Here is a 19,108-nt window from a genome sequence, read left to right as displayed (position 1 = left end):
AATCTTGCATACGGTCTGGAAAGGAAAGAAAAAATCATGGATACACAATCATATAGAATTTTGCTTTATTACAAATATGTTCATATAGAAGATCCTGCGGCACAAAGAGAAGAACACTTGAATTTCTGCAACGGCATCGGCCTTAAGGGACGTGTGCTGATCTCTGAAGAGGGCATCAATGGCACCGTGTCAGGCACGGTTGAGCAGACACAGGCCTATATCGACATGATGGACAATCATCCATTATTCAAAGGTACAGTGTTCAAGATTGATGAGGCAGAAGGGCATGCATTCAGAAAAATGCGCGTCAGAGTCAGAAAAGAACTTGTGAACCTGAGCCTTGAAGATGATGTCGATCCATTAAAGCTGACAGGGACACATTTAGAACCAAAAGAGTTTTTTGAAAAGATGCAGGACCCGGATACTGTCGTCCTCGATGCGAGAAATGACTATGAATACGACCTTGGACATTTCAAGGGGGCAATTAAGCCGGATATCCAAAATTTCCGTGAGCTTCCTGAATGGATCAAGGAAAACAAAGATAAGTTTGAGGGCAAGAAGATTCTTACCTATTGTACTGGAGGCGTCCGCTGCGAAAAGTTCTCCGGGTGGCTTCTTAAAGAAGGATTTGAGGATGTCGGCCAGCTGCATGGGGGCATCGTAACGTACGGTAAAGATCCTGAGGTGCGCGGCAAGCTGTGGGATGGCCAATGCTATGTGTTCGATGACCGGATCAGTGTTCCTGTCAACCAGGAGGAGCATGTCATCGTCGGCCGTGACTATTACACAGGCGAGCCTTGCGAAAGATATGTAAGGTGCGCAAACCCCGAATGCAATAAGCAAATCCTGAGCTCTGAAGAAAATGAGCATAAATATCTGCGGAGCTGCAGCCATGATTGCCGGGTGCACCCTCGCAACCGCTATATCAGCGAACATGACCTTTCAGAAGAAGAAGTGGCTGAGAGAATGAAGAAACTTGAAGAAGAAGCTGTTCAATCTTGATAAAATGACGTGCAGGAGGCTGCACGTCATTTTTATATTAAAAATTGGGCCAAACTGTTCTTCACTTAAGATCGGCAGCTGCTGTTTTGCCTGGATAGTACTTCCTTTCTTCTTCGGCAAAATTACCTTTTGCTGTTATAGCATCAGGACAGATTTTTATAACTGCTGTCCTGCTTCCTAGCGAAGAACGGTATTTATCTACATGGGCTTTTGGCAGCGGTGCCTGGAAGTAGCCGGGTACATACTTGTCGAGCATGTTCTGCATAACCATAGTTGCTTCATCTATATCGGATAGCACAAATGCTTTTCCAAATATCATGACACTCATATAAGCTGTATCTGTTTTTGCGGGGACGGGGTCGGTAAGTGTGCCGAAATCTTCGCTTACCGTAAAGCAGACATGTGGATTGTTTTGCAGCAGCTCCATTTTCCTTCCTTCAGAAGCTCCATGAAAATAGATACAATCATCCTGCCAAATAAAATTAAGAGGCACCACATAAGGGTAAGAACTGTCATTGAGTCCAAGATATCCTGTTCTGGCCCCCTTAAGGAAGGTGCTGATTTTCTCCGGACCTTTGACTTCAAGCATTGATTGGCGCATTGGAAACATTTACTCCACTCCTTAGGAATTTGTGATATATTCAGATTAATGTATATGTGACCGCCTTAAAAGTGACAGATTTATAATATCTTAAGGGGACAGATGGGAGTGCCGCATGACGCCGTTTTTAGACAGGGAAAGCCAGATGCCTTTATATGTTCAGCTATATCAGTATATCAAGTCGGAAATCGAGTCAGGAAAAATAAAGCCAGGGGAAAAGCTTCCTTCCATCCGCAGGTTTTCCCGATTTCTGGACGTAAGCAAAAATACAGTGGAAAAGGCGTATCAGCAGCTGTTGGCAGAAGGCTATGCCGAAAGCAGGCCGAAGAGCGGGATCATTGTAAACAAATTAGATGAATTTCCATTGAAGCAGGAGAAAGAACAATTGCCTGTTATATTAAAAGCAGAGCTGGAAAAACCCAAGATAGATTTCCAATATGGCCATATTGATGCAGTAGCTTTTCCAGCCAGAAGATGGAAAAACGCCCTGTCTGAAGCAGCCTTTGATCTCTCTCTTTTGCAATATGGAGACAAGCAAGGCCAATTTTCCCTAAGGAGAGAGCTGACAGGGTATTTGTACAGATCCAGGGGTATAGAGTGCACTCCAGAACAAATCATCATCACCTCAGGAACCCAAAACAGCATTTCAGTGATTATGAGCATACTCGAGCTTCGCGGAGAAGTGATAGCGATGGAAAATCCAGGCTATGACGGGGTGGGGAAAGTGCTGCTGCATCAAGGGGGAATAGTAGAGCCAGTCACTGTGGAGGAAGATGGAATCAGTGTTGAAGAGCTTGCAGAAAAGAGGGCGAAGGCGGTTTATGTGACACCTTCCCATCAATTTCCGCTGGGTATGGTCCTTTCAATCAATAAACGGCTGAAACTGCTGAAGTGGGCTGCGGAAACTGGCGGTTATATTGTGGAGGATGATTATGACAGCGAGTTCAGATATCAGGGACAGCCGATTCCGCCGCTTAAAAGTCTGGATCCTAATGATCGCGTCATTTACCTTGGAACTCTTTCCAAATCCTTTCTTCCTGCTGCCCGTCTGAGCTATATTGTTTTGCCGCCGGCCCTTATGGCTGGCTATAAAAGGGACTTCAGCCTGTACAGCCAGCCAGTCGCTCCCATTATCCAAGAAGCTGCAGCACGTTTTATGAAGGAAGGGGACTTTGACCAGCATATCCGGAAAATGCGAGTCCTTTATCAGGCAAAGCATAAAGTACTGCTGGAGTCGGTAAGTTCTATGATGGAACATAAAGCCGCTGTGATTGGGCAAAAGGCAGGGCTTCATATCCTCATAAAGCTGGAAGGGAGGAAGAGTGAAGAGCTGGCTGCCAAGGCTGCCAAAAAAGGCGTAAAAGTGTATCCCGCGAACCAGTATTGGGCAGGTGGAGAAGGTGATGACTTGATAATGCTGGGGTTTGGAGGACTTTCTCCCGAAGAAATAGCTGAAGGAATTAAGCTTCTTAGCGAGGCTTGGATTGATTAAACAGCAAAAGAAAAGGGCCATCCAGGCCCTTTTATAGTTCTTCTCTGACAATCGGCATGCTCATACAGCGAGGGCCGCCTCTGCCGCGCGAAAGTTCAGAGCTCATGATTTCGAGGACCTCGATGCCATTTTGCCTCATCATATCATTGGAAACATAATTACGGTCATAGGTAACCACTACTCCAGGGGCAATTGCCAGGGTATTGGAGCCGTCATTCCATTGCTCCCTGGCTGCTGCAATAACATCTCCGCCTCCGCAAGGCAAGAGGACCAGCTCAGGAAGGTTCAGGACTTCTTTAAGTGTTTCTACAAGGCTGTCCTTTTCGGTAATTTTCAGATCACCAGAGTTCCCCTGCTCCAGAATATATATCTTCATTTTCCCGTCGCTGGATTCAATTGCAGGATGGTAGGTGAATTTATCATGGTCAATCATGGTGAACACTGTATCCAGATGCATGAATGCCCGTGATTTAGGGATTTCGACAGCTACTACCTTCTTTATATCCTCCTGGCGGGCAAATAATTCCCTTGCCAGCTTTTCAATTCCCTGGGCAGATGTCCTGGCACTGACACCAATGGCAGCGACTTCCCTGCTCAGCACCAGCTCGTCTCCGCCTTCTAGTGTATAATGTTCATCCCGATTAAAGAAAACAGGGATATCATGCTCTTTGAAGCGGGGGTGATGCTTGATGATATAATCCATGAAAATGGATTCCCGTCTTCTGGCCGGTTCATTCATATTGTTAATGGTTATACCTTTGCCAATGACTGCTGCAGGATCTCTTGTGAAATATAAATTTGGCATCGGATCAAGGAAGAATGGGTAAGAATCCGCCATGATTTCATGAAGGTGCACTTTTTCTTTTAAATCAATTTCATTCTTCCGTACCCCGGCCATTACTTTCCTCACTAGTTCATCTGCCGGCAGTGAATTCAAATATTCAGAGACTGCCTCAAAAGAGCCATTCACATTGGACTGGCTTTCCATCAGGATCTGTTCTGTGAACCGGCCGCGGATTTCAGGCTGTGCAAGCGTTTCTGTCATCAGCTTATCAAGATAAAGCACTTCAATGCCCCGATTGCTCAGAACTCCTGCAAAATAATCATGTTCCTTTTGAATCGCCGGCAAATAGGGGATATCATCAAATAACAGCCTTTTTAAGTATTGAGGGGTAAGGTTTTCTACCTCCTTGCCGGGCCTGTGCAGAAGGACCGACTTCAACTCTCCTATTTCCGAAGTAACATGTAACGGATGCTTCATTTATATAACCTCCAAATATGTATACGAGCCAGTTTGGCTGATTTCATGTGTACTGTTCATTTTCCTTTAAAGTAATGTGAGTAAACTAATCAATTTTTTGTATGATTATTCAGAGGGTGATGAGCGATTGGCCAATGAAACCACGAAACCACGGCGCCTTTTGGTACCCGCAGCAGCAAAGATTGATAGTTAAGAGAGCGCCGCTGCGCTATTTATAGGACTTTCTCAGTATTTACCAAAAAAAATATGTAAATTCTTGTTTATTTTTCTAATTCTCTATATTACTATTTAACTTTATGTATTATAATGTTGGAGAATAGAAGAAGATTTGACATTCTTTTCTTCTTGTTTCGACAGCAATCTTAGAAATAGAAATGAGGGTAACACAGTGGGCATTATAAATGAAGATCGTTTCATTGAAACAGTCCACATGAAAGGCTTGCAGATCTCCCTCCTCGCATCTGGCGATGGTACAGAAGTTATTTATCATAAGCTGCATGCCGATACGAGATGGGGCCTTGAACCACAGGAAGACTGGAATGCTATGGAATTTATACATATTCTTTCAGGGGAGCTGATTCTCCAATCAGACAATCCCAAGAAATCGTATAAAGCTGGAGATTCCTTTTATAAAATTCCTGTCAAGGAGCATTATTACTTTCAGGCTGAAGAAACGACAGAATTCTTATACGTTACATCACAGCCGGTTTTCCACCATTACAGCATGATAACAAAAAACCTAATGGATTTGGCTGTATCTATAGAAGAAAAAGATGGATACACCGTTGACCACTGCAGCAGGATTAATAAGCTGTCCATGTTGTTTGGCGAATATTTGGGCTTTAACTCCAAACAGCTGATGAGTTTAAATATAGCTTCCTTTTTGCATGATGTTGGCAAGTTGAAAATACCTCTTGAGATTCTGAGAAAGCCAGGGAAGTTGACAAACGAGGAATGGGAAATCATGAAAAAGCATTCCGAGTTCGGGCGGGAAATCCTTGAGCAGACTGGTCTGCCAATCTTAGTTCAGGCAGGGAAAATAGTGGAGCAGCATCATGAAAGATATGACGGAAAAGGTTATCCGAATGGACTTAAAGGCGAAGATATTTCCATTGAAGCTTCTATTATAGCTGTAGTAGATTCCTATGATGCCATTATAAGCGACAGGGTTTACCGCAAAGGAAAAACGAAAGAAGAGGCATTTGAAGAAATTTGTAGATGCAAAGGAACTATGTACAATCCGTACATTGTAGATATATTCCTTAAAATGAAAGACAAGATTTAAAAAGGGGGAAAAGTAATGAAAAAAATCAGTGTTTTGGTCATGGCACTCTTAATTGGTGCAGTTTTCAGCATTAAGCCTGCAGAAGCAGCTTATCTGCCTGAGTACGACAAGTATGTAGAGGTATCTTACGATGAAGCAAGAGCTATTGCTGACATGCTTGGATTAGAAGGCATTGAGCTTGGAGAAGAAACAGCTCAGATTACTTTTGAAGCACAAGAGAGAATTATCAAAAAGCTTGAAAAACTCCTTAAAACTGAAATCGACCATTATTATGTATGGCTGACTGTTGACGGTGAAAAAGTTTTAGGATTTGATCCTCCAGTACCACAATATTAAGAAGAGACTTGCCTGAATTTAGGCAAGTTTTTTTAATTGAAAGATAATTTTCAAGAAATCCTAAAACTAACAGTTGGTAAACAAATATAATATAAAAAACTATCCTATGTTAGAGTAAGAATTTTTTTCAATGGCTGTTCCCTCATTATAACTGCATAACTGCTTTGATTTTACATAAGAAAAACATTTGTAAACCCTGTTAATTGTAGTGGAAGGCACGCAGACTCCTGCGGGAAATAGCGGCAAAGCTTAGACCCCGCATGAGCATAGCGAAGAGGAGGCTCAGCGCCGCCCTGCGGAAAGCGAAGGCCAGGAACGGAAATCAGCAGCAAAGTTGATAAGCTAAGCCACCGACATCCTAATTAAAAATGATTCTCCAATTTTTAGGAAGCTTAAAGGCTTCCTTCTTTTATTTTTAAACTAAAATACACTCCTCCCGGGAAAAATAAAGTACCTGCTGTTTTGTCCTTTTCAAGTGTACAATTTCATCAAATATGTTAAAGTAACTAGTAAGGAACTCCTTGATACATAAGTCTTTTTCAGACATGAAATGTCCATCCAAGGAGTACAGTTGTTTGTTTGCAGATGACATTCTATTCTATATAAAGAGAGGGATCTATATGTCCAGCAAAACTTTGGATAGCTTTTTAAATGAAAATCTCGAGGATCTTAAAAGCAGGGGCCTTTACAATGTAATTGACCCGCTGGAAAGCCCTAACGGACCCATGATTAAAATAAATGGCAGAGAATTGATCAACTTATCCTCTAATAATTACCTGGGCCTTGCTACCAGTGACAGGCTTAAAAGTGCTGCCAAAAAAGCAATTGATACATACGGTGTAGGAGCAGGTGCTGTCAGGACAATCAACGGCACAATGGATATCCATATCAAATTGGAAGAAAAACTGGCAGAATTCAAGCATACAGAAGCAGCCATCGCTTACCAGTCAGGCTTTAACTGTAATATGGCTGCCATCTCTGCAGTCATGGACAAAAATGATGCTATTCTTTCCGATGAACTGAACCATGCTTCCATCATTGACGGCTGCAGGCTGTCCCGCGCAAAGATCATCCGCTTCAATCACTCAGATATGGAAGATTTGCGTGCAAAAGCAAAGGAAGCGACAGAGTCAGGACAATATAATAAAGTCATGGTAATCACAGACGGAGTATTCTCCATGGATGGAGATATTGCGAAGCTCCCTGAAATCGTGGAAATTGCCGAAGAGTTCGACCTGATCACTTATGTTGATGATGCACATGGATCTGGTGTGCTCGGCAAAGGTGCAGGTACAGTTAAGCATTTTGGCTTATCCGATAAAGTGGACTTCCAAATTGGTACGCTCTCCAAGGCCATCGGTGTTGTCGGCGGATATGTGGCCGGCAAGAAACAGCTGATTGACTGGCTGAAAGTGAGAAGCCGTCCATTCCTATTTTCGACTTCACTTACACCTGCTGATGTAGCTGCATGCATCGAATCCATCAGCATCCTAATGGAAAGCACTGAGCTGAATGAGAAGCTTTGGGAAAATGCCGATTATCTGAAAAAAGGGCTGAAGGAGCTCGGCTTCAATATTGGAGACAGTGAAACGCCTATCACTCCTTGCATCATCGGGGATGAAGTGGCTACCCAGGAATTCAGCAAAAAATTGAATGATGAAGGTGTCTATGCTAAATCAATCGTGTTCCCGACTGTTCCGCGGGGCACTGGGCGCGTCCGCAACATGCCGACAGCCGCGCATACAAAGGATATGCTGGATCAGGCACTTTCGATCTATAAGAAGGTCGGCAAGGAAATGGGTATTATCTAAGATTCAAAATATAGATATGAAACGACGGATTCAGGTGGAGGAAAACGATGAAAAAGATCTTTATTACAGGTGCTCTTGGCCAGATCGGTTCAGAGCTGACTATCAAGCTTAGAAACATATATGGTACCGATAATGTCATTGCAACAGATATCCGAAGGAATGATTCTGAGGCGGCCCAGTCTGGCCCTTTTGAAATCGTGGATGTTACGGATGCTAAATCTATGTTTGATACAGCAAAGAAGCATAATGCAGATACAGTCATCCATATGGCAGCCTTGCTGTCTGCGACGGCTGAGGCAAATCCGGTTTTTGCATGGAACCTAAATATGGGCGGGCTTATGAATGCACTGGAAGCTGCACGGGAACTGAACAGCCAGTTCTTTACGCCAAGCTCAATTGGCGCTTTCGGCCCGTCTACACCTAAGGATTCCACTCCGCAGGACACCATTCAGCGTCCAACGACCATGTACGGGGTCAATAAAGTTGCCGGCGAACTCCTTTGCGATTATTATTTTCATAAATTCGGCCTGGATACGAGAGGCTTGCGCTTCCCCGGCCTGATTTCATATGTGACTCCTCCAGGCGGCGGAACTACCGACTATGCTGTAGAAATCTATTATAAAGCGATCGAAGAAGGCAAGTACACTTCCTATATCGACAAAGGGACTTATATGGATATGATGTATATGCCGGATGCCCTTGATGCGATTATCAGTTTGATGGAAGCTGATGCAGGCCGGCTCAAGCACCGCAACTCATTCAATGTTGCGGCAATGAGCTTTGCGCCTGAAGAGATTGCTGAAGCTATCCGTCAGCATATTCCTTCATTTGAGCTCAGCTATGAAGTGGATCCTGTCCGCCAGGCGATTGCTGACAGCTGGCCCAACTCTATTGATTGTACGGCAGCAAAAGATGAATGGGGTTTTAAGGCTGAATACGATCTTGCTAAAATGACGGCAGATATGCTGGAAAAGCTGAAAGTTACAACAGTAAAATAAAGTGAAAAAGCTGGCAGGAGACCATCTCGCCAGCTTTTTTATTGAACGTCTATGCCTCTGTGATGCCAAAGAACACTTTCAGCGCCTCCCGTTTTGCACCTTTGTCTAAATCTGTTTTAATCTTTTCTCCGTTTTCTGTTCTTACAAGCGTGTTCCCTGAAAGCGTGATTCGACCGTTCTCTGATGCGATAGTAATGATATCATCTTTGGTGAATGGCGATTCTGCTGATGTTTGATTAAATTCGCAGGAATCCTGGAAGAAATCGAGGCTTCTTTTTTTATCAGAAAACCGGTACTTAATCTGCCATTCCCCGCCGTTATTATGCATCAAATCATAGCGGCCGTCTCCCAGAGCCCTGACTTTATAATTCCCGCTTGCATCCTCCTTTTCAGTGCCGTCAAGCGGGATAGGCTGCCTTGCTGAGTCCCCGAAGCCTACATCAGTCAAATAGGGCTGGTCAAGATAGACAAGTATGGCAGCATGGCTGTTTTCCCTGGCCCATCCGGCAGGTGTTTTGACAGTACAGGAGATGAGGGAAGAGCTATAGCCCATCTCTGAGAGAAGGGTTTGGAAGAGGCCGTTCAGCTCATAGCAGAAACCGCCCCTGCTGTTTTCCACCACTTTTTTGTAAAACTGATCTGTATCCAATCTGATCGGGACCTTCCTGATGACATCGAGATTTTCAAAAGGTACCCTTTGCATATGGCTTTTTTGCAGCTGTGCCAGAGCATCAAGCCCCGTCTCCTTTTTATCGGCCTGTATCCTGGCCAGGTAGCGGTCTATATTCATATCGTTTTCACCTACTATGCTATAGTTAATACACTTAAATTTATACGCATCGGGCTGGCCCTTATAATTATTTTAACATGTTGTCCGATATAAGGATCTTTTAATGCCTGCTGTGTGTTTGGTCCATATTAGCCTTGTTGAATTGAATCTGGAGGGCGCGGGTTCCAAAAAGTACGCTGATTACTGCTTGAAGCCAGAATTTCTTTAAGGAGAAGGACAGCAAGGTTGCAGGCTCCTGCATGCTTGTACTACAATAACAGCAAACAGAATCAGGAGAGGAGGCAGCACTGATGGCAAATTATGAAGTAAAGGTTGAATTCTGCATGATGTGAAACTACGCACCAAAAGCCGCGAGTTTCGCGGAGGACCTTTTTAATCATTTCCGGTCTGAAATAGGTAAAATGGAGCTGGTCCCCAGTTCAGGCGGCGCCTTTGAAGTGACGGTGAATGGAAGCAAAATCTATTCAAAGCTTGAAACAGGCGTCTTTCCTAAAAGCCAGGAAATCATTGATAAAATGAAATGACGATAGAAACAGCCCCGCCTTCTTTTAAAGCGGGGCTTCCGTTATGGTTAACTTCTAGATGGACGGTTATTGTATAGGCACCCTGCGATCTTTGCCGGATCCTTTACTGGTCTTTGAAATGAAAATTTCCAGTATGCCGCAGGAAAATCGGGAGGTGACCTGTTTGTCTGTTAAAAGAAATGGAAAATCGACTTCCCGGCTGACTGTTTCCTTATCTTTCTCAGCCCTGATGATCAGCTCATGGCCGTTTAATATAACAGAAAGCATCGCCGCTGTATAATCTGTCAGCAGAGCTTCCACAATATATTCCGCATCTGTCTCAAAAATGTCGATCCGGAATGCCGACTGATCAAGATAAGATGTCAGCGGATCAAGAAAGAAGTGCTCCAGCCATTTTTCCATTTCCTTGAATGGATTATCTTCGCTGTTTCTTCCCATAATAATGCCCCCTTGTTGCGACCAGTATATTCATTAGAACCGCACAGGGTGAAAATGGTATAATACTTCTAATTAATATGCTGGAGGATTACAAAAGTGAACAATATTCTCAGACAAATTCCCCCTGTACACGAGCTGCAGAGGGATGAAAGGGCGCTCAGCCTGCAGGAAAGGCTGGGGCTTGAGCCTGCACGATTTGCCGAACTGATCAAGATGGCGCTTGACTCAGTAAGACAGGCGATTATCTTAGAGAGGTACAGCGGCCCTGAACCGGGAAGCCCGGAATTTCTGGCCCGTTTATTTAATGATGTAGAAGCTGCCGCTGAGCAAAAATACAGCTTTGCCTTACAAAAAGTAATCAATGCAACAGGCACCATTCTTCACACCAATTTAGGAAGAGCAAGGCTGTCAGAGACTGCTGTTGAACATATGGCCAGCATTGCCAGGAATTATTCCAATCTAGAATACAATTTGGAAAAAGGCAGCAGGGGATCCCGCCATGACCTCGTGGAAGGTTTGATAAAGGATATTACGGGTGCAGAAGCGGCGATGATCGTCAATAATAATGCGGCTGCCGTATTCCTCGTTCTGAGGGCATTGGCTTCTGACAGCGAGGTCATTGTTTCCCGGGGAGAGCTTGTTGAAATTGGGGGTTCTTTTCGAATTTCATCCATCATGGAGGAATCCGGGGCCAGGCTGGTAGAAGTGGGAACAACGAATAAAACCCATCTCCGGGATTATCAGGAAGCAGTGACTGAGGCAACCGCAATGCTGATGAAGGTGCATACGAGCAACTTCAAGATCATGGGCTTTACTAAAAGTGTCTCTGCCAGTGAACTGGCAGAAGAAGCTTCAAAGAGCGGGCTGATTTATTACGAAGATCTCGGAAGCGGGGTTCTGTATGATTACAGCAAGCATGGAATCGGGGAAGAGCCTGTGGTAAGCGAGGTGCTGAAAGCCGGCGCAAGCATCGTGTCGTTCAGCGGTGATAAGCTCCTGGGTGGGCCCCAGGCAGGCATCATCGCAGGCCGTAAAGAACTGATCGATAAGCTCAAGAAGCATCAGCTGGCAAGAGTTCTAAGAGTCGATAAGATGACACTGGCGGCTTTGGAAGCGACGCTTTCGGCTTATATAAAAGACGAAAAAACCTTATTAGGAATTCCTGTCATAAGGGATATGCTTGCTGACAAGGAAGAAATCAAGGTGAGAACAGAAACATTTGCCGAAGCTGTACGTCTGCTGTGCCCCGGCTCTGAAGTGAAGGTGATGGAAAGCACCAGCATGGTCGGCGGGGGCACAATGCCGGATGTGGAGCTGCCGACCTATGCGGCAGCAATCATAATGCCCGGCATTTCAGCTGATGATCTGGCTGTCAGGCTAAGGGAGCATCAGGGAACGCCCATCATTGCAAGAATTCGCCAGGAAGAAACGATATTCGATCTTCGGACCGTTTCCGAAGAAGAAGCAGAAATCATTTCTGCCTGTCTGGGCAGGATTGCAAAAGGCCTGTCTCCCGAGTAGGGACAGGCCTTCTTCTGCAGGACCTTACATGTCGTGCCCTGAATTATGCTTTTGTCTTGTATGGTTGCGGTTTTTTACTTTCTTGGAGCCGCTTAACGGTTCAGGCTGACCCGGGTTATTTCCTTTTGGGGCATTTTTGTGCATATCTTTGCTGTCGTTTTTGTTCATTTGCCATCCCTCCTAACATTAGGATGTTTTTTGCAGTTGTTTTTATACCGAATATTTTCCCTGCTGACTGCACAATTTAACACTACATCTTGATTAACAGGAGTGAAAACATGCCATATCATAAAGACAAACAGCAGGCTTTCCAGGCGGCAGAGCAAGGGTTCGCCGAAGCCAGCGGCTTATATAATGAAATCGTTAACGACAGTGCAAGCTACGGGCATCAGCTGAAGCATCTGGAAAATGAGGTCAATGAAGCATTTGCGCAAATCGAAAATGCCCTTGAAACAGCAAGTGAACATCAGCGTGGCCAGCTGGAGCAATTTCAGCGAGATTTGTCGAGAATCATCCAGGAAGTTAATGCGGCTGAATGACAAAATGTAAAAACCCCTGTTTCAGGGGTTTTTTTATGTCCTGCTATTCAAAGGGGGCCAAGCCCCAATACAAGCTATTACTGGTTTTTCTTGCGTTTTTTATTGTTTTGTTTCTGCGCTTCTGTCAATGGCTCATTTGAAAATTCCTCATTAAACCCGGCGCCCTGACCCTGGCTTTTAGCTGCGTTCATGCCTGGACGTACATGATTTGCTTTTCGTTTCGCCAAAATTCTCACCTCCGCATACATATCTTTTGCCTGCAAACCAGCCCTCATTCGGTAAAAAATTGCTTTATTGCAATAATATTTGTTTTAAAAATCTCCAAAAAGGTATATAGAAATTGACTCTGTTAGCTGTCCAATCATGTCAAAATGAATTGCGATCAAAAATATAATAAGTAAAACTTATCAAAAACAATAACTTTCTTGTTATTTACTTATATAAAAGGTTGTATTAAGATAAGAATTGTGAGAAAAGTGGCGATGAAAATGACAATTCAAACTTTTCGACAATTATTATAATTTTGGTATATGATTATCATTAGAGGGGGTAATACATATGTCTAAAAATGATGTTTTTAATTCAAGGAAATCATTTGAACTAGACGGTAAACGCTATCATTACTATCAATTAGCAGCTTTGGAAGAAGCAGGAATCGGCAGCGTGTCAAGGTTGCCTTATTCCATTAAAGTATTGCTTGAGTCTGTCCTGCGCCAGTTTGACGGACGGGTTATTACACAAGAGCATGTAGAGAACCTGGCAAAATGGGGATCTGACCAAGTGAAGGAAGTAGACGTTCCTTTCAAGCCTTCACGCGTCATCCTTCAGGATTTCACAGGCGTTCCTGCGGTTGTTGACCTTGCTTCATTAAGGAAAGCAATGGCTGACATGGGCGGAGATCCTGACAAAATTAATCCGGAGAAGCCGGTCGACCTGGTTATCGACCACTCAGTGCAGGTTGATAAGTACGGTACACCTGATTCCCTGGAAGCAAATATGGTTCTTGAATTTGAACGTAATGCCGAGCGTTATCAGTTCCTTAGCTGGGCGCAGAAAGCATTTGACAACTACCGTGCTGTTCCGCCGGCAACCGGGATCGTTCACCAGGTTAACCTGGAATTCCTTGCAAACGTGGTTCATGCAGTTGAAACGCCGGATGGCGATTTTGAAGCTTTCCCTGATTCACTCGTAGGTACGGATTCCCATACAACCATGATCAACGGTATCGGCGTACTTGGCTGGGGTGTAGGCGGAATTGAAGCTGAAGCAGGAATGCTAGGCCAGCCTTCTTATTTCCCTGTGCCTGAAGTAGTAGGGGTTAAGCTGACTGGTGAGCTTCCAAACGGAGCTACAGCAACAGACCTTGCGCTTAAGGTGACACAGGTTCTTCGCCAGCAGGGAGTTGTCGGCAAATTCGTCGAGTTCTTCGGATCAGGTGTAACGGCACTGCCGCTTGCTGACCGTGCGACAATTGCCAACATGGCCCCTGAATATGGTGCAACTTGCGGATTCTTCCCGGTTGATTCAGAATCACTCAACTACATGCGTCTGACAGGCAGATCTGAAGAGCAGATCAAGCTTGTTGAAAAGTACTGCAGAGAGAATGGATTGTTCTTCGATCCTTCACTTGAACCGGTATACACTGAAGTAGTTGAGATCAATCTCGCTGAAATTGAAGCAAACCTTTCCGGTCCTAAACGCCCGCAGGATTTGATTCCTCTTTCTGCCATGAAAGAAGAGTTCAATCAGGCGCTTACGGCTCCTCAAGGGAACCAGGGGTTCGGTTTAAGCAAGAAAGAGATCAATAAAGAAGTAACCGTTGATTTCCAAAATGGGGATTCAACAAAAATGAAAACAGGTGCTATCGCCATTGCTGCGATTACCAGCTGTACAAATACTTCAAATCCATATGTGCTTGTCGGCGCCGGCCTTGTAGCTAAGAAAGCGGTCGAGCTTGGCCTTGAAGTGCCTAAATATGTAAAAACTTCTCTTGCACCTGGATCTAAGGTAGTTACAGGCTATCTGCGTGATTCCGGATTGCTTCCATACCTTGAGCAGATCGGCTTCAACCTGGTCGGTTACGGCTGCACAACCTGTATCGGAAACTCCGGGCCGCTGAGAGAGGAAATCGAGAAGGCAGTAGCTGACAGCGATCTTCTTGTCACTTCCGTCCTTTCAGGGAACAGAAACTTTGAAGGTCGTATCCACCCGCTTGTTAAAGGAAACTACCTGGCTTCACCGCCGCTGGTAGTGGCTTATGCATTGGCTGGAACTGTTGACATTGACCTTCAGAATGAATCACTCGGAAAAGACAAAGATGGAAACGACGTATTCTTCAAGGATATCTGGCCATCTACTGCTGAAGTCAACGAGGTTGTCAGCAGGACTGTAACACCTGAGCTTTTCAAGAAAGAATATGAGCATGTATTCAGCGACAACGAGCGCTGGAATGAAATCCAGACCAGCAATGAACCGCTGTATTCTTTCGATGAGAACTCAACTTACATCCAAAACCCGCCGTTCTTTGAAGGGCTTACGCCAAATGCGGATGAAGTCAAGCCGCTTAACGGACTGCGTGTAGTCGGCAAATTCGGCGACTCTGTTACAACTGACCATATCTCACCTGCAGGCGCAATCGGCAAGGATACTCCAGCAGGAAGATATCTGCGCGAAAACGGCGTTGAGCCGCGTGATTTCAACTCTTATGGCTCACGCCGCGGTAACCATGAAGTGATGATGCGCGGAACATTCGCGAACATCCGCATCCGCAACCAGGTTGCCCCTGGCACTGAAGGCGGCTTCACGACATACTGGCCGACTGGCGAAGTGACAAGCATCTATGATGCTTGCATGAAATACAAGGAAGGTGGAACCGGCCTTGCCGTTCTTGCAGGCAAAGACTATGGAATGGGCTCTTCCCGTGACTGGGCTGCCAAAGGTACAAATCTTCTCGGCATCAAGACAGTCATTGCTGAGAGCTATGAGCGTATCCACCGTTCCAACCTTGTTCTTATGGGTGTCCTTCCGCTTCAATTCAAAGCAGGAGAAAATGCAGAAGTTCTCGGCCTGACTGGCAAGGAAACATTCGATGTACAGATCGATGAAAATGTAAGGCCGCGCGATTTCGTAAAGGTTACAGCGACAGACGAAGATGGAAACAGACTTACTTTTGAAGTGCTTGTCCGTTTTGATTCTGAAGTTGAAATCGACTACTACCGCCATGGCGGAATCCTGCAGATGGTTCTGCGCGAAAGACTGAAAAACTAATAAATGTATGGGCGCCGCGGCATTGCTGCGGCGCTTTTTCCTTTTGTAAAAATAAAATATAGGCGTCTAACATAATTCTTGCTACAATAGCTCTAGCATCAGAAAAATTTGAAAAGTCTTCGAGAGGGGAACAAAAAGTGGAACAGACATTCCTTCAATCCGTTACATATAATAACGGCACATTATATATATTGGATCAGACCCTGCTGCCAGCGGTCACAGAATTTCTTGAAATCACCAAGGTGGAGGATGCGTGGGACGCAATCAAGCAGCTGAAAGTCAGAGGTGCTCCGGCCATAGGGATTGCCGCTGCCTACGGACTTGTTCTGGCTGCCAATAAGGCTCCTGAGGTGGATTTCTCATCGTTTTACAAAAATTTTAAAGAAAATCTCGAGTACCTGGCGAGTTCCCGTCCTACTGCCGTTAACCTATTCTGGGCCTTGCAGAGGATGGATGAGCGTGCCCTGGCGGAAAAAGACCAGCCAGTTGCCTTGATAAAGAAAAAGCTTGAGGAAGAGGCACACCAGATCAGGAAAGAGGATGAGGAGGTATGCCGCATGATCGGCATCCACGGGCTTGCCCTCTTGAAGGATGGGATGGGGGTCCTGACACATTGCAATGCAGGCGGCATTGCAACTGCGAGATACGGTACAGCACTGGCGCCTTTCTATCTTGCCAAGGAAAAGGGCTGGGAACTAAAAGTGTATGCAGATGAAACGCGGCCGCTCCTTCAAGGCGCAAGGCTGACGGCATGGGAGCTCCAGCAGGCAGGCATTGATGTGACTCTTATCACAGACAGCATGGCTGCCATGGTCATGCAAAAGGGAATGGCAGAAGCCGTCTTTGTCGGCTGTGACAGGGTGGCCGCCAATGGGGACACTGCCAATAAAATTGGGACATACGGGCTTGCACTGCTGGCCAAAGCACATAATATCCCTTTTTACGTAGCTGCGCCTACATCAACCATTGACATGAAAACAGAATCAGGAGATGCTATCCCGATTGAAATGAGAGGCTCCGAAGAAATTACGCATGGTTTCGGCAAAAACACGGCACCGGACGGAGTCAAGGTTTTTAATCCGGCATTTGATGTGACGCCTGCTGAGCTGATTACAGCCATCATCACTGAAAAAGGGATCATTCAAGGGAATTATTCTGAAGAGCTGAAGAAGCTGTTTCATTCATAATATTCAGGAAGCAAGCAGCAATGCTTGCTTTTTTCTGCGGGCTCTTTCCGCTCATATATTTTTCTAACGGGGGCAACGTAATAATGGAGACAATTGAAATAGGGTCCTTTAACCTTAAGGTTGACCTGCTGGTATCCCTTCTTTCCCTGCTGATCGTCCATCTGTTTTTCTTCTTTCATTTGAAAAACAGACAAGAGTTTCGAAAAACCTTCGAGGACAAGCTTTTTACAGCAGTGCTGATTTGGTTTCTTTTATATAAGTTTGGCAGGCTGCTTTTTCAGCCGTCCCTTTTATGGACCAACCCCCTTGGTTTGCTATATTTCAATGGAGGGATAAAAGAAGCTATTCTCGGCCTGCTCGGTGCTGCTCTTTATTTTACCGGACAGTGCAGAAAGCAAGGCTGGGCTGCCAGGGAAATGGTCTATTTGGTTATTTATGCGTTATTCACTTTTTTATGCGGATTTTGGCTGTTAAGCATTCTTTATATCTTCATCAAATAAGCTTTTTAAGGAGGAAATATAGCAATGGTCAGAAAACTAATAAATCTGATGGCCTTCTTACTGCTTGTGCATATATCAGTCCTATTGCCGCTGAATGCTGCTAAAGCGGACTTGCCCGGTCTTGCAGTTGGTACAGAGGCACCTGATTTTCAGCTGAAGGATCTTCAGGGGCAGTCTGTTAAGCTCTCTGATTTCCGCGGAAAAAAGGTCATGCTCAATTTTTGGGCTCCATGGTGCCCTCCCTGCAAACAGGAGATGCCTGAGATGCAAAAATTTTATGAAGCAGCAGGGAATGAGATCAGCATCCTGGCTGTCAATATCGATCCGCAATACAATTCAGCAAAATTTATTGAGAAAATGGGAATTACCTTTCCGATCCTTCTGGATGGAAAAGACGAGGTGAATACCAAGTATAAAGTCATGACGGTTCCTACAACTTATTTTATTGACGAAAAAGGTATAATCCGGGATAAATATTTATCGGCGATGGAAGCAGAAACCATGTGGGAAATGACTGAAAAAATGAAATGAAGTGTAAGCATCCTGTTGGGTGCTTATTTTTTATTTTTTAGCAGAGGTCATGCAGCTGCGATAAGGGAGGTAATGTATCCTTTCAGGCCACCGGGATACATGGTATGACTGCTAGAAGGCTAGTCATGTATGCCAAGAGGTTTCCGGGATACATGGTATGACTGCCAGAAGGCTAGTCATGTATGCCAAGAGGTTTCCGGGATAATGGTATGACTGGAAGAAGGCTGGTCATGTATGCCAACAGGTTTCCGGGATACATGGTATGACTGCAAGAAGGCTGGTCATGTATGCCAACAGGTTTCCGGGATACATGGTATGGCTGCAAGAAGGCTAGTCATGTACACCAAAAGGTTTCCGGGATACATGATATGGCTGCAAGAAGGCCAGTCATGTTTGCCAACAGTTTCCCGAAGTACACGAAATGGCTGCGAAAAAGCCAGTCATGCATCTAAACAGGTCCCCGGGATACATGGCATTGCCGCGAGAAGCTAGTCATGTAACCCACTTCTAAAAAATTCCTAAATAACCACAAGTCTTAAGCAAATATCCTTCAACTACTCCCTTTTACTTTAAATTTTCAAAAAGTTGTAATAATTACAGGATTTTTTGGGCATATTAACTGTTAGAATAGGAAATAAGGAAGGTGAAAGAAATGAGAAAACCTAGAAAACAGACATTTGCAGAGCTTGTCCTTGAAAACAAGCGCCAGCTTCTGAAAGATCAGGCTGCCATAGATCGCATTGAAGTAAGGCTTGAAGAAAAACGTATGGGCAAAGCTGAATAAATTCCCATTCGTAACTCCCCCTCTTAAGGAGATATTAAAAGGGAGGAGGGATAAGCATGGGCAATCCGAAAAAAGACAGCAGCCAGTTTGTGCCGAACCATATAGGAACTAAATCAAGAGGATTCGGCGGCAACAAAGGCAAGAAGATGCAGGATACATCTGGAAAGCACGCACAGGTTATTCAAACTAAAGGCGAATAGATGATAAATCACAGCCGTCCCTAATCAAGGGCGGCTGTTTG

The 19,108-nt window shown here is 44.8% G+C and carries 20 protein-coding genes and 1 pseudogene; 15 read left to right on the top strand and 6 right to left on the bottom strand.

Annotation, left to right across the window (positions count from 1 at the left end; translation table 11 throughout):
* Positions 1-36 precede the first annotated feature (36 nt).
* Positions 37-1,002: an oxygen-dependent tRNA uridine(34) hydroxylase TrhO gene (gene trhO / locus RBB45_RS19685; protein WP_224951934.1), complete on the top strand. Its 966-nt coding sequence runs from the start codon at positions 37-39 to the stop codon at positions 1,000-1,002.
* A gap of 61 nt (positions 1,003-1,063) precedes the next feature.
* Here the strand turns inward: trhO and RBB45_RS19680 are convergent, their stop codons facing one another.
* Positions 1,064-1,612 (bottom strand): pyridoxamine 5'-phosphate oxidase family protein, encoded by a 549-nt coding sequence (locus tag RBB45_RS19680; RefSeq protein ID WP_306010235.1) that lies wholly within the window; start codon positions 1,610-1,612, stop codon positions 1,064-1,066.
* Between the two features lie 106 nt (positions 1,613-1,718).
* Between RBB45_RS19680 and pdxR the strand changes: the two genes are divergently transcribed.
* Positions 1,719-3,095, top strand: coding sequence for a MocR-like pyridoxine biosynthesis transcription factor PdxR (gene pdxR, locus RBB45_RS19675; protein ID WP_306010234.1), 1,377 nt, complete (start codon positions 1,719-1,721; stop codon positions 3,093-3,095).
* Between the two features lie 31 nt (positions 3,096-3,126).
* Here the strand turns inward: pdxR and arcA are convergent, their stop codons facing one another.
* Positions 3,127-4,356: an arginine deiminase gene (gene arcA / locus RBB45_RS19670; protein ID WP_306010233.1), complete on the bottom strand. Its 1,230-nt coding sequence runs from the start codon at positions 4,354-4,356 to the stop codon at positions 3,127-3,129.
* Positions 4,357-4,744: 388 nt separating this feature from the next.
* On the opposite strand from arcA, the gene RBB45_RS19665 reads away from it, so the two are divergent.
* The 4 genes from RBB45_RS19665 to RBB45_RS19650 all read left to right on the top strand — a co-directional run bounded on the left by RBB45_RS19665 (position 4,745) and on the right by RBB45_RS19650 (position 8,786).
* Positions 4,745-5,641: an HD-GYP domain-containing protein gene (locus RBB45_RS19665; RefSeq protein WP_248138285.1), complete on the top strand. Its 897-nt coding sequence runs from the start codon at positions 4,745-4,747 to the stop codon at positions 5,639-5,641.
* 15 nt (positions 5,642-5,656) lie between these two features.
* Positions 5,657-5,977 carry an 8-amino-7-oxononanoate synthase gene (locus tag RBB45_RS19660; protein ID WP_248138286.1) on the top strand — a complete coding sequence of 107 codons (321 nt, stop codon included), beginning with the start codon at positions 5,657-5,659 and terminating at the stop codon, positions 5,975-5,977.
* 620 nt (positions 5,978-6,597) lie between these two features.
* A complete protein-coding gene (locus tag RBB45_RS19655) occupies positions 6,598-7,788 on the top strand; it encodes a glycine C-acetyltransferase (protein ID WP_009790906.1) in 1,191 nt (396 codons plus the stop codon).
* A gap of 47 nt (positions 7,789-7,835) precedes the next feature.
* Entirely contained in the window at positions 7,836-8,786 is a 951-nt protein-coding gene (locus tag RBB45_RS19650) for an L-threonine 3-dehydrogenase (RefSeq protein ID WP_009790907.1), read from the top strand.
* Positions 8,787-8,835: 49 nt separating this feature from the next.
* Here RBB45_RS19650 and RBB45_RS19645 read toward each other — a convergent pair whose 3' ends face one another.
* Positions 8,836-9,576, bottom strand: coding sequence for an arylamine N-acetyltransferase family protein (locus RBB45_RS19645; RefSeq protein WP_224951943.1), 741 nt, complete (start codon positions 9,574-9,576; stop codon positions 8,836-8,838).
* 344 nt (positions 9,577-9,920) lie between these two features.
* On the opposite strand from RBB45_RS19645, the pseudogene RBB45_RS19640 reads away from it, so the two are divergent.
* Positions 9,921-10,100 (top strand): annotated as a pseudogene (locus RBB45_RS19640) (Rdx family protein); the annotation flags it as partial.
* 66 nt (positions 10,101-10,166) lie between these two features.
* Here the strand turns inward: RBB45_RS19640 and RBB45_RS19635 are convergent.
* Complete coding sequence (locus tag RBB45_RS19635) at positions 10,167-10,538, bottom strand: Hsp20/alpha crystallin family protein (protein WP_009790911.1); 372 nt, start codon at positions 10,536-10,538, stop codon at positions 10,167-10,169.
* Positions 10,539-10,634: 96 nt separating this feature from the next.
* Here RBB45_RS19635 and selA point away from each other — a divergent pair, with 96 nt between their 5' ends.
* Positions 10,635-12,059 carry an L-seryl-tRNA(Sec) selenium transferase gene (selA, locus tag RBB45_RS19630; protein WP_306010232.1) on the top strand — a complete coding sequence of 475 codons (1,425 nt, stop codon included), beginning with the start codon at positions 10,635-10,637 and terminating at the stop codon, positions 12,057-12,059.
* Positions 12,060-12,083: 24 nt separating this feature from the next.
* Here selA and RBB45_RS19625 read toward each other — a convergent pair whose 3' ends face one another.
* Positions 12,084-12,227, bottom strand: a complete 144-nt coding sequence (locus RBB45_RS19625; protein WP_009790913.1) for a small acid-soluble spore protein P — start codon at positions 12,225-12,227, stop codon at positions 12,084-12,086.
* A 110-nt stretch (positions 12,228-12,337) separates the two neighbouring features.
* Between RBB45_RS19625 and RBB45_RS19620 the strand changes: the two genes are divergently transcribed.
* Complete coding sequence (locus tag RBB45_RS19620) at positions 12,338-12,598, top strand: hypothetical protein (RefSeq protein WP_009790914.1); 261 nt, start codon at positions 12,338-12,340, stop codon at positions 12,596-12,598.
* 77 nt (positions 12,599-12,675) lie between these two features.
* Here RBB45_RS19620 and sspO read toward each other — a convergent pair whose 3' ends face one another.
* Positions 12,676-12,825: a small acid-soluble spore protein O gene (sspO, locus tag RBB45_RS19615; protein ID WP_035400962.1), complete on the bottom strand. Its 150-nt coding sequence runs from the start codon at positions 12,823-12,825 to the stop codon at positions 12,676-12,678.
* Positions 12,826-13,156: 331 nt separating this feature from the next.
* Here sspO and acnA point away from each other — a divergent pair, with 331 nt between their 5' ends.
* The 6 genes from acnA to RBB45_RS19585 all read left to right on the top strand — a co-directional run bounded on the left by acnA (position 13,157) and on the right by RBB45_RS19585 (position 19,067).
* Complete coding sequence (gene acnA / locus RBB45_RS19610; protein WP_306010231.1) at positions 13,157-15,865, top strand: aconitate hydratase AcnA; 2,709 nt, start codon at positions 13,157-13,159, stop codon at positions 15,863-15,865.
* Positions 15,866-16,002: 137 nt separating this feature from the next.
* Positions 16,003-17,052, top strand: coding sequence for an S-methyl-5-thioribose-1-phosphate isomerase (mtnA, locus tag RBB45_RS19605; RefSeq protein ID WP_248138289.1), 1,050 nt, complete (start codon positions 16,003-16,005; stop codon positions 17,050-17,052).
* Positions 17,053-17,135: 83 nt separating this feature from the next.
* Positions 17,136-17,552, top strand: a complete 417-nt coding sequence (locus RBB45_RS19600; protein WP_141195056.1) for a hypothetical protein — start codon at positions 17,136-17,138, stop codon at positions 17,550-17,552.
* Positions 17,553-17,576: 24 nt separating this feature from the next.
* Complete coding sequence (locus RBB45_RS19595; protein WP_306010230.1) at positions 17,577-18,083, top strand: peroxiredoxin family protein; 507 nt, start codon at positions 17,577-17,579, stop codon at positions 18,081-18,083.
* 652 nt (positions 18,084-18,735) lie between these two features.
* On the top strand, positions 18,736-18,867 hold the full coding sequence (locus tag RBB45_RS19590) for an FbpB family small basic protein (RefSeq protein ID WP_022543828.1): 132 nt from the start codon (positions 18,736-18,738) through the stop codon (positions 18,865-18,867).
* A 56-nt stretch (positions 18,868-18,923) separates the two neighbouring features.
* The gene (locus RBB45_RS19585) at positions 18,924-19,067 is read left to right on the top strand and encodes an acid-soluble spore protein N (protein WP_009790921.1); all 144 of its coding nucleotides are present in this window, start codon (positions 18,924-18,926) and stop codon (positions 19,065-19,067) included.
* Positions 19,068-19,108 lie beyond the last annotated feature (41 nt).

Origin of the sequence: Bacillus sp. MMSF_3328, assembly GCF_030733525.1 — a bacterium.
GTDB classification, from domain to species: Bacteria; Bacillota; Bacilli; order Bacillales; family Cytobacillaceae; genus Bacillus_AB; species Bacillus_AB infantis.
Note: the sequence above shows the minus strand (reverse complement) of the source record. Positions and strands in the feature narration are given on the sequence as shown.

Bases quoted from the DNA above. Each gene is read 5' to 3' on its own strand.
- RBB45_RS19595 (WP_306010230.1), top strand. From the start codon at position 17,577: ATGGTCAGAAAACTAATAAATCTGATGGCCTTCTTACTGCTTGTGCAT.
- RBB45_RS19655 (WP_009790906.1), top strand. From the start codon at position 6,598: ATGTCCAGCAAAACTTTGGATAGCTTTTTAAATGAAAATCTCGAGGAT.
- RBB45_RS19650 (WP_009790907.1), top strand. From the start codon at position 7,836: ATGAAAAAGATCTTTATTACAGGTGCTCTTGGCCAGATCGGTTCAGAG.
- trhO (WP_224951934.1), top strand. From the start codon at position 37: ATGGATACACAATCATATAGAATTTTGCTTTATTACAAATATGTTCAT.
- RBB45_RS19660 (WP_248138286.1), top strand. From the start codon at position 5,657: ATGAAAAAAATCAGTGTTTTGGTCATGGCACTCTTAATTGGTGCAGTT.
- acnA (WP_306010231.1), top strand. From the start codon at position 13,157: ATGTCTAAAAATGATGTTTTTAATTCAAGGAAATCATTTGAACTAGAC.
- arcA (WP_306010233.1), bottom strand. From the start codon at position 4,356: ATGAAGCATCCGTTACATGTTACTTCGGAAATAGGAGAGTTGAAGTCG.
- RBB45_RS19590 (WP_022543828.1), top strand. From the start codon at position 18,736: ATGAGAAAACCTAGAAAACAGACATTTGCAGAGCTTGTCCTTGAAAAC.
- pdxR (WP_306010234.1), top strand. From the start codon at position 1,719: ATGACGCCGTTTTTAGACAGGGAAAGCCAGATGCCTTTATATGTTCAG.
- RBB45_RS19625 (WP_009790913.1), bottom strand. From the start codon at position 12,227: ATGAACAAAAACGACAGCAAAGATATGCACAAAAATGCCCCAAAAGGA.
- RBB45_RS19680 (WP_306010235.1), bottom strand. From the start codon at position 1,612: ATGTTTCCAATGCGCCAATCAATGCTTGAAGTCAAAGGTCCGGAGAAA.
- RBB45_RS19645 (WP_224951943.1), bottom strand. From the start codon at position 9,576: ATGAATATAGACCGCTACCTGGCCAGGATACAGGCCGATAAAAAGGAG.
- RBB45_RS19600 (WP_141195056.1), top strand. From the start codon at position 17,136: ATGGAGACAATTGAAATAGGGTCCTTTAACCTTAAGGTTGACCTGCTG.
- RBB45_RS19585 (WP_009790921.1), top strand. From the start codon at position 18,924: ATGGGCAATCCGAAAAAAGACAGCAGCCAGTTTGTGCCGAACCATATA.
- RBB45_RS19635 (WP_009790911.1), bottom strand. From the start codon at position 10,538: ATGGGAAGAAACAGCGAAGATAATCCATTCAAGGAAATGGAAAAATGG.
- RBB45_RS19620 (WP_009790914.1), top strand. From the start codon at position 12,338: ATGCCATATCATAAAGACAAACAGCAGGCTTTCCAGGCGGCAGAGCAA.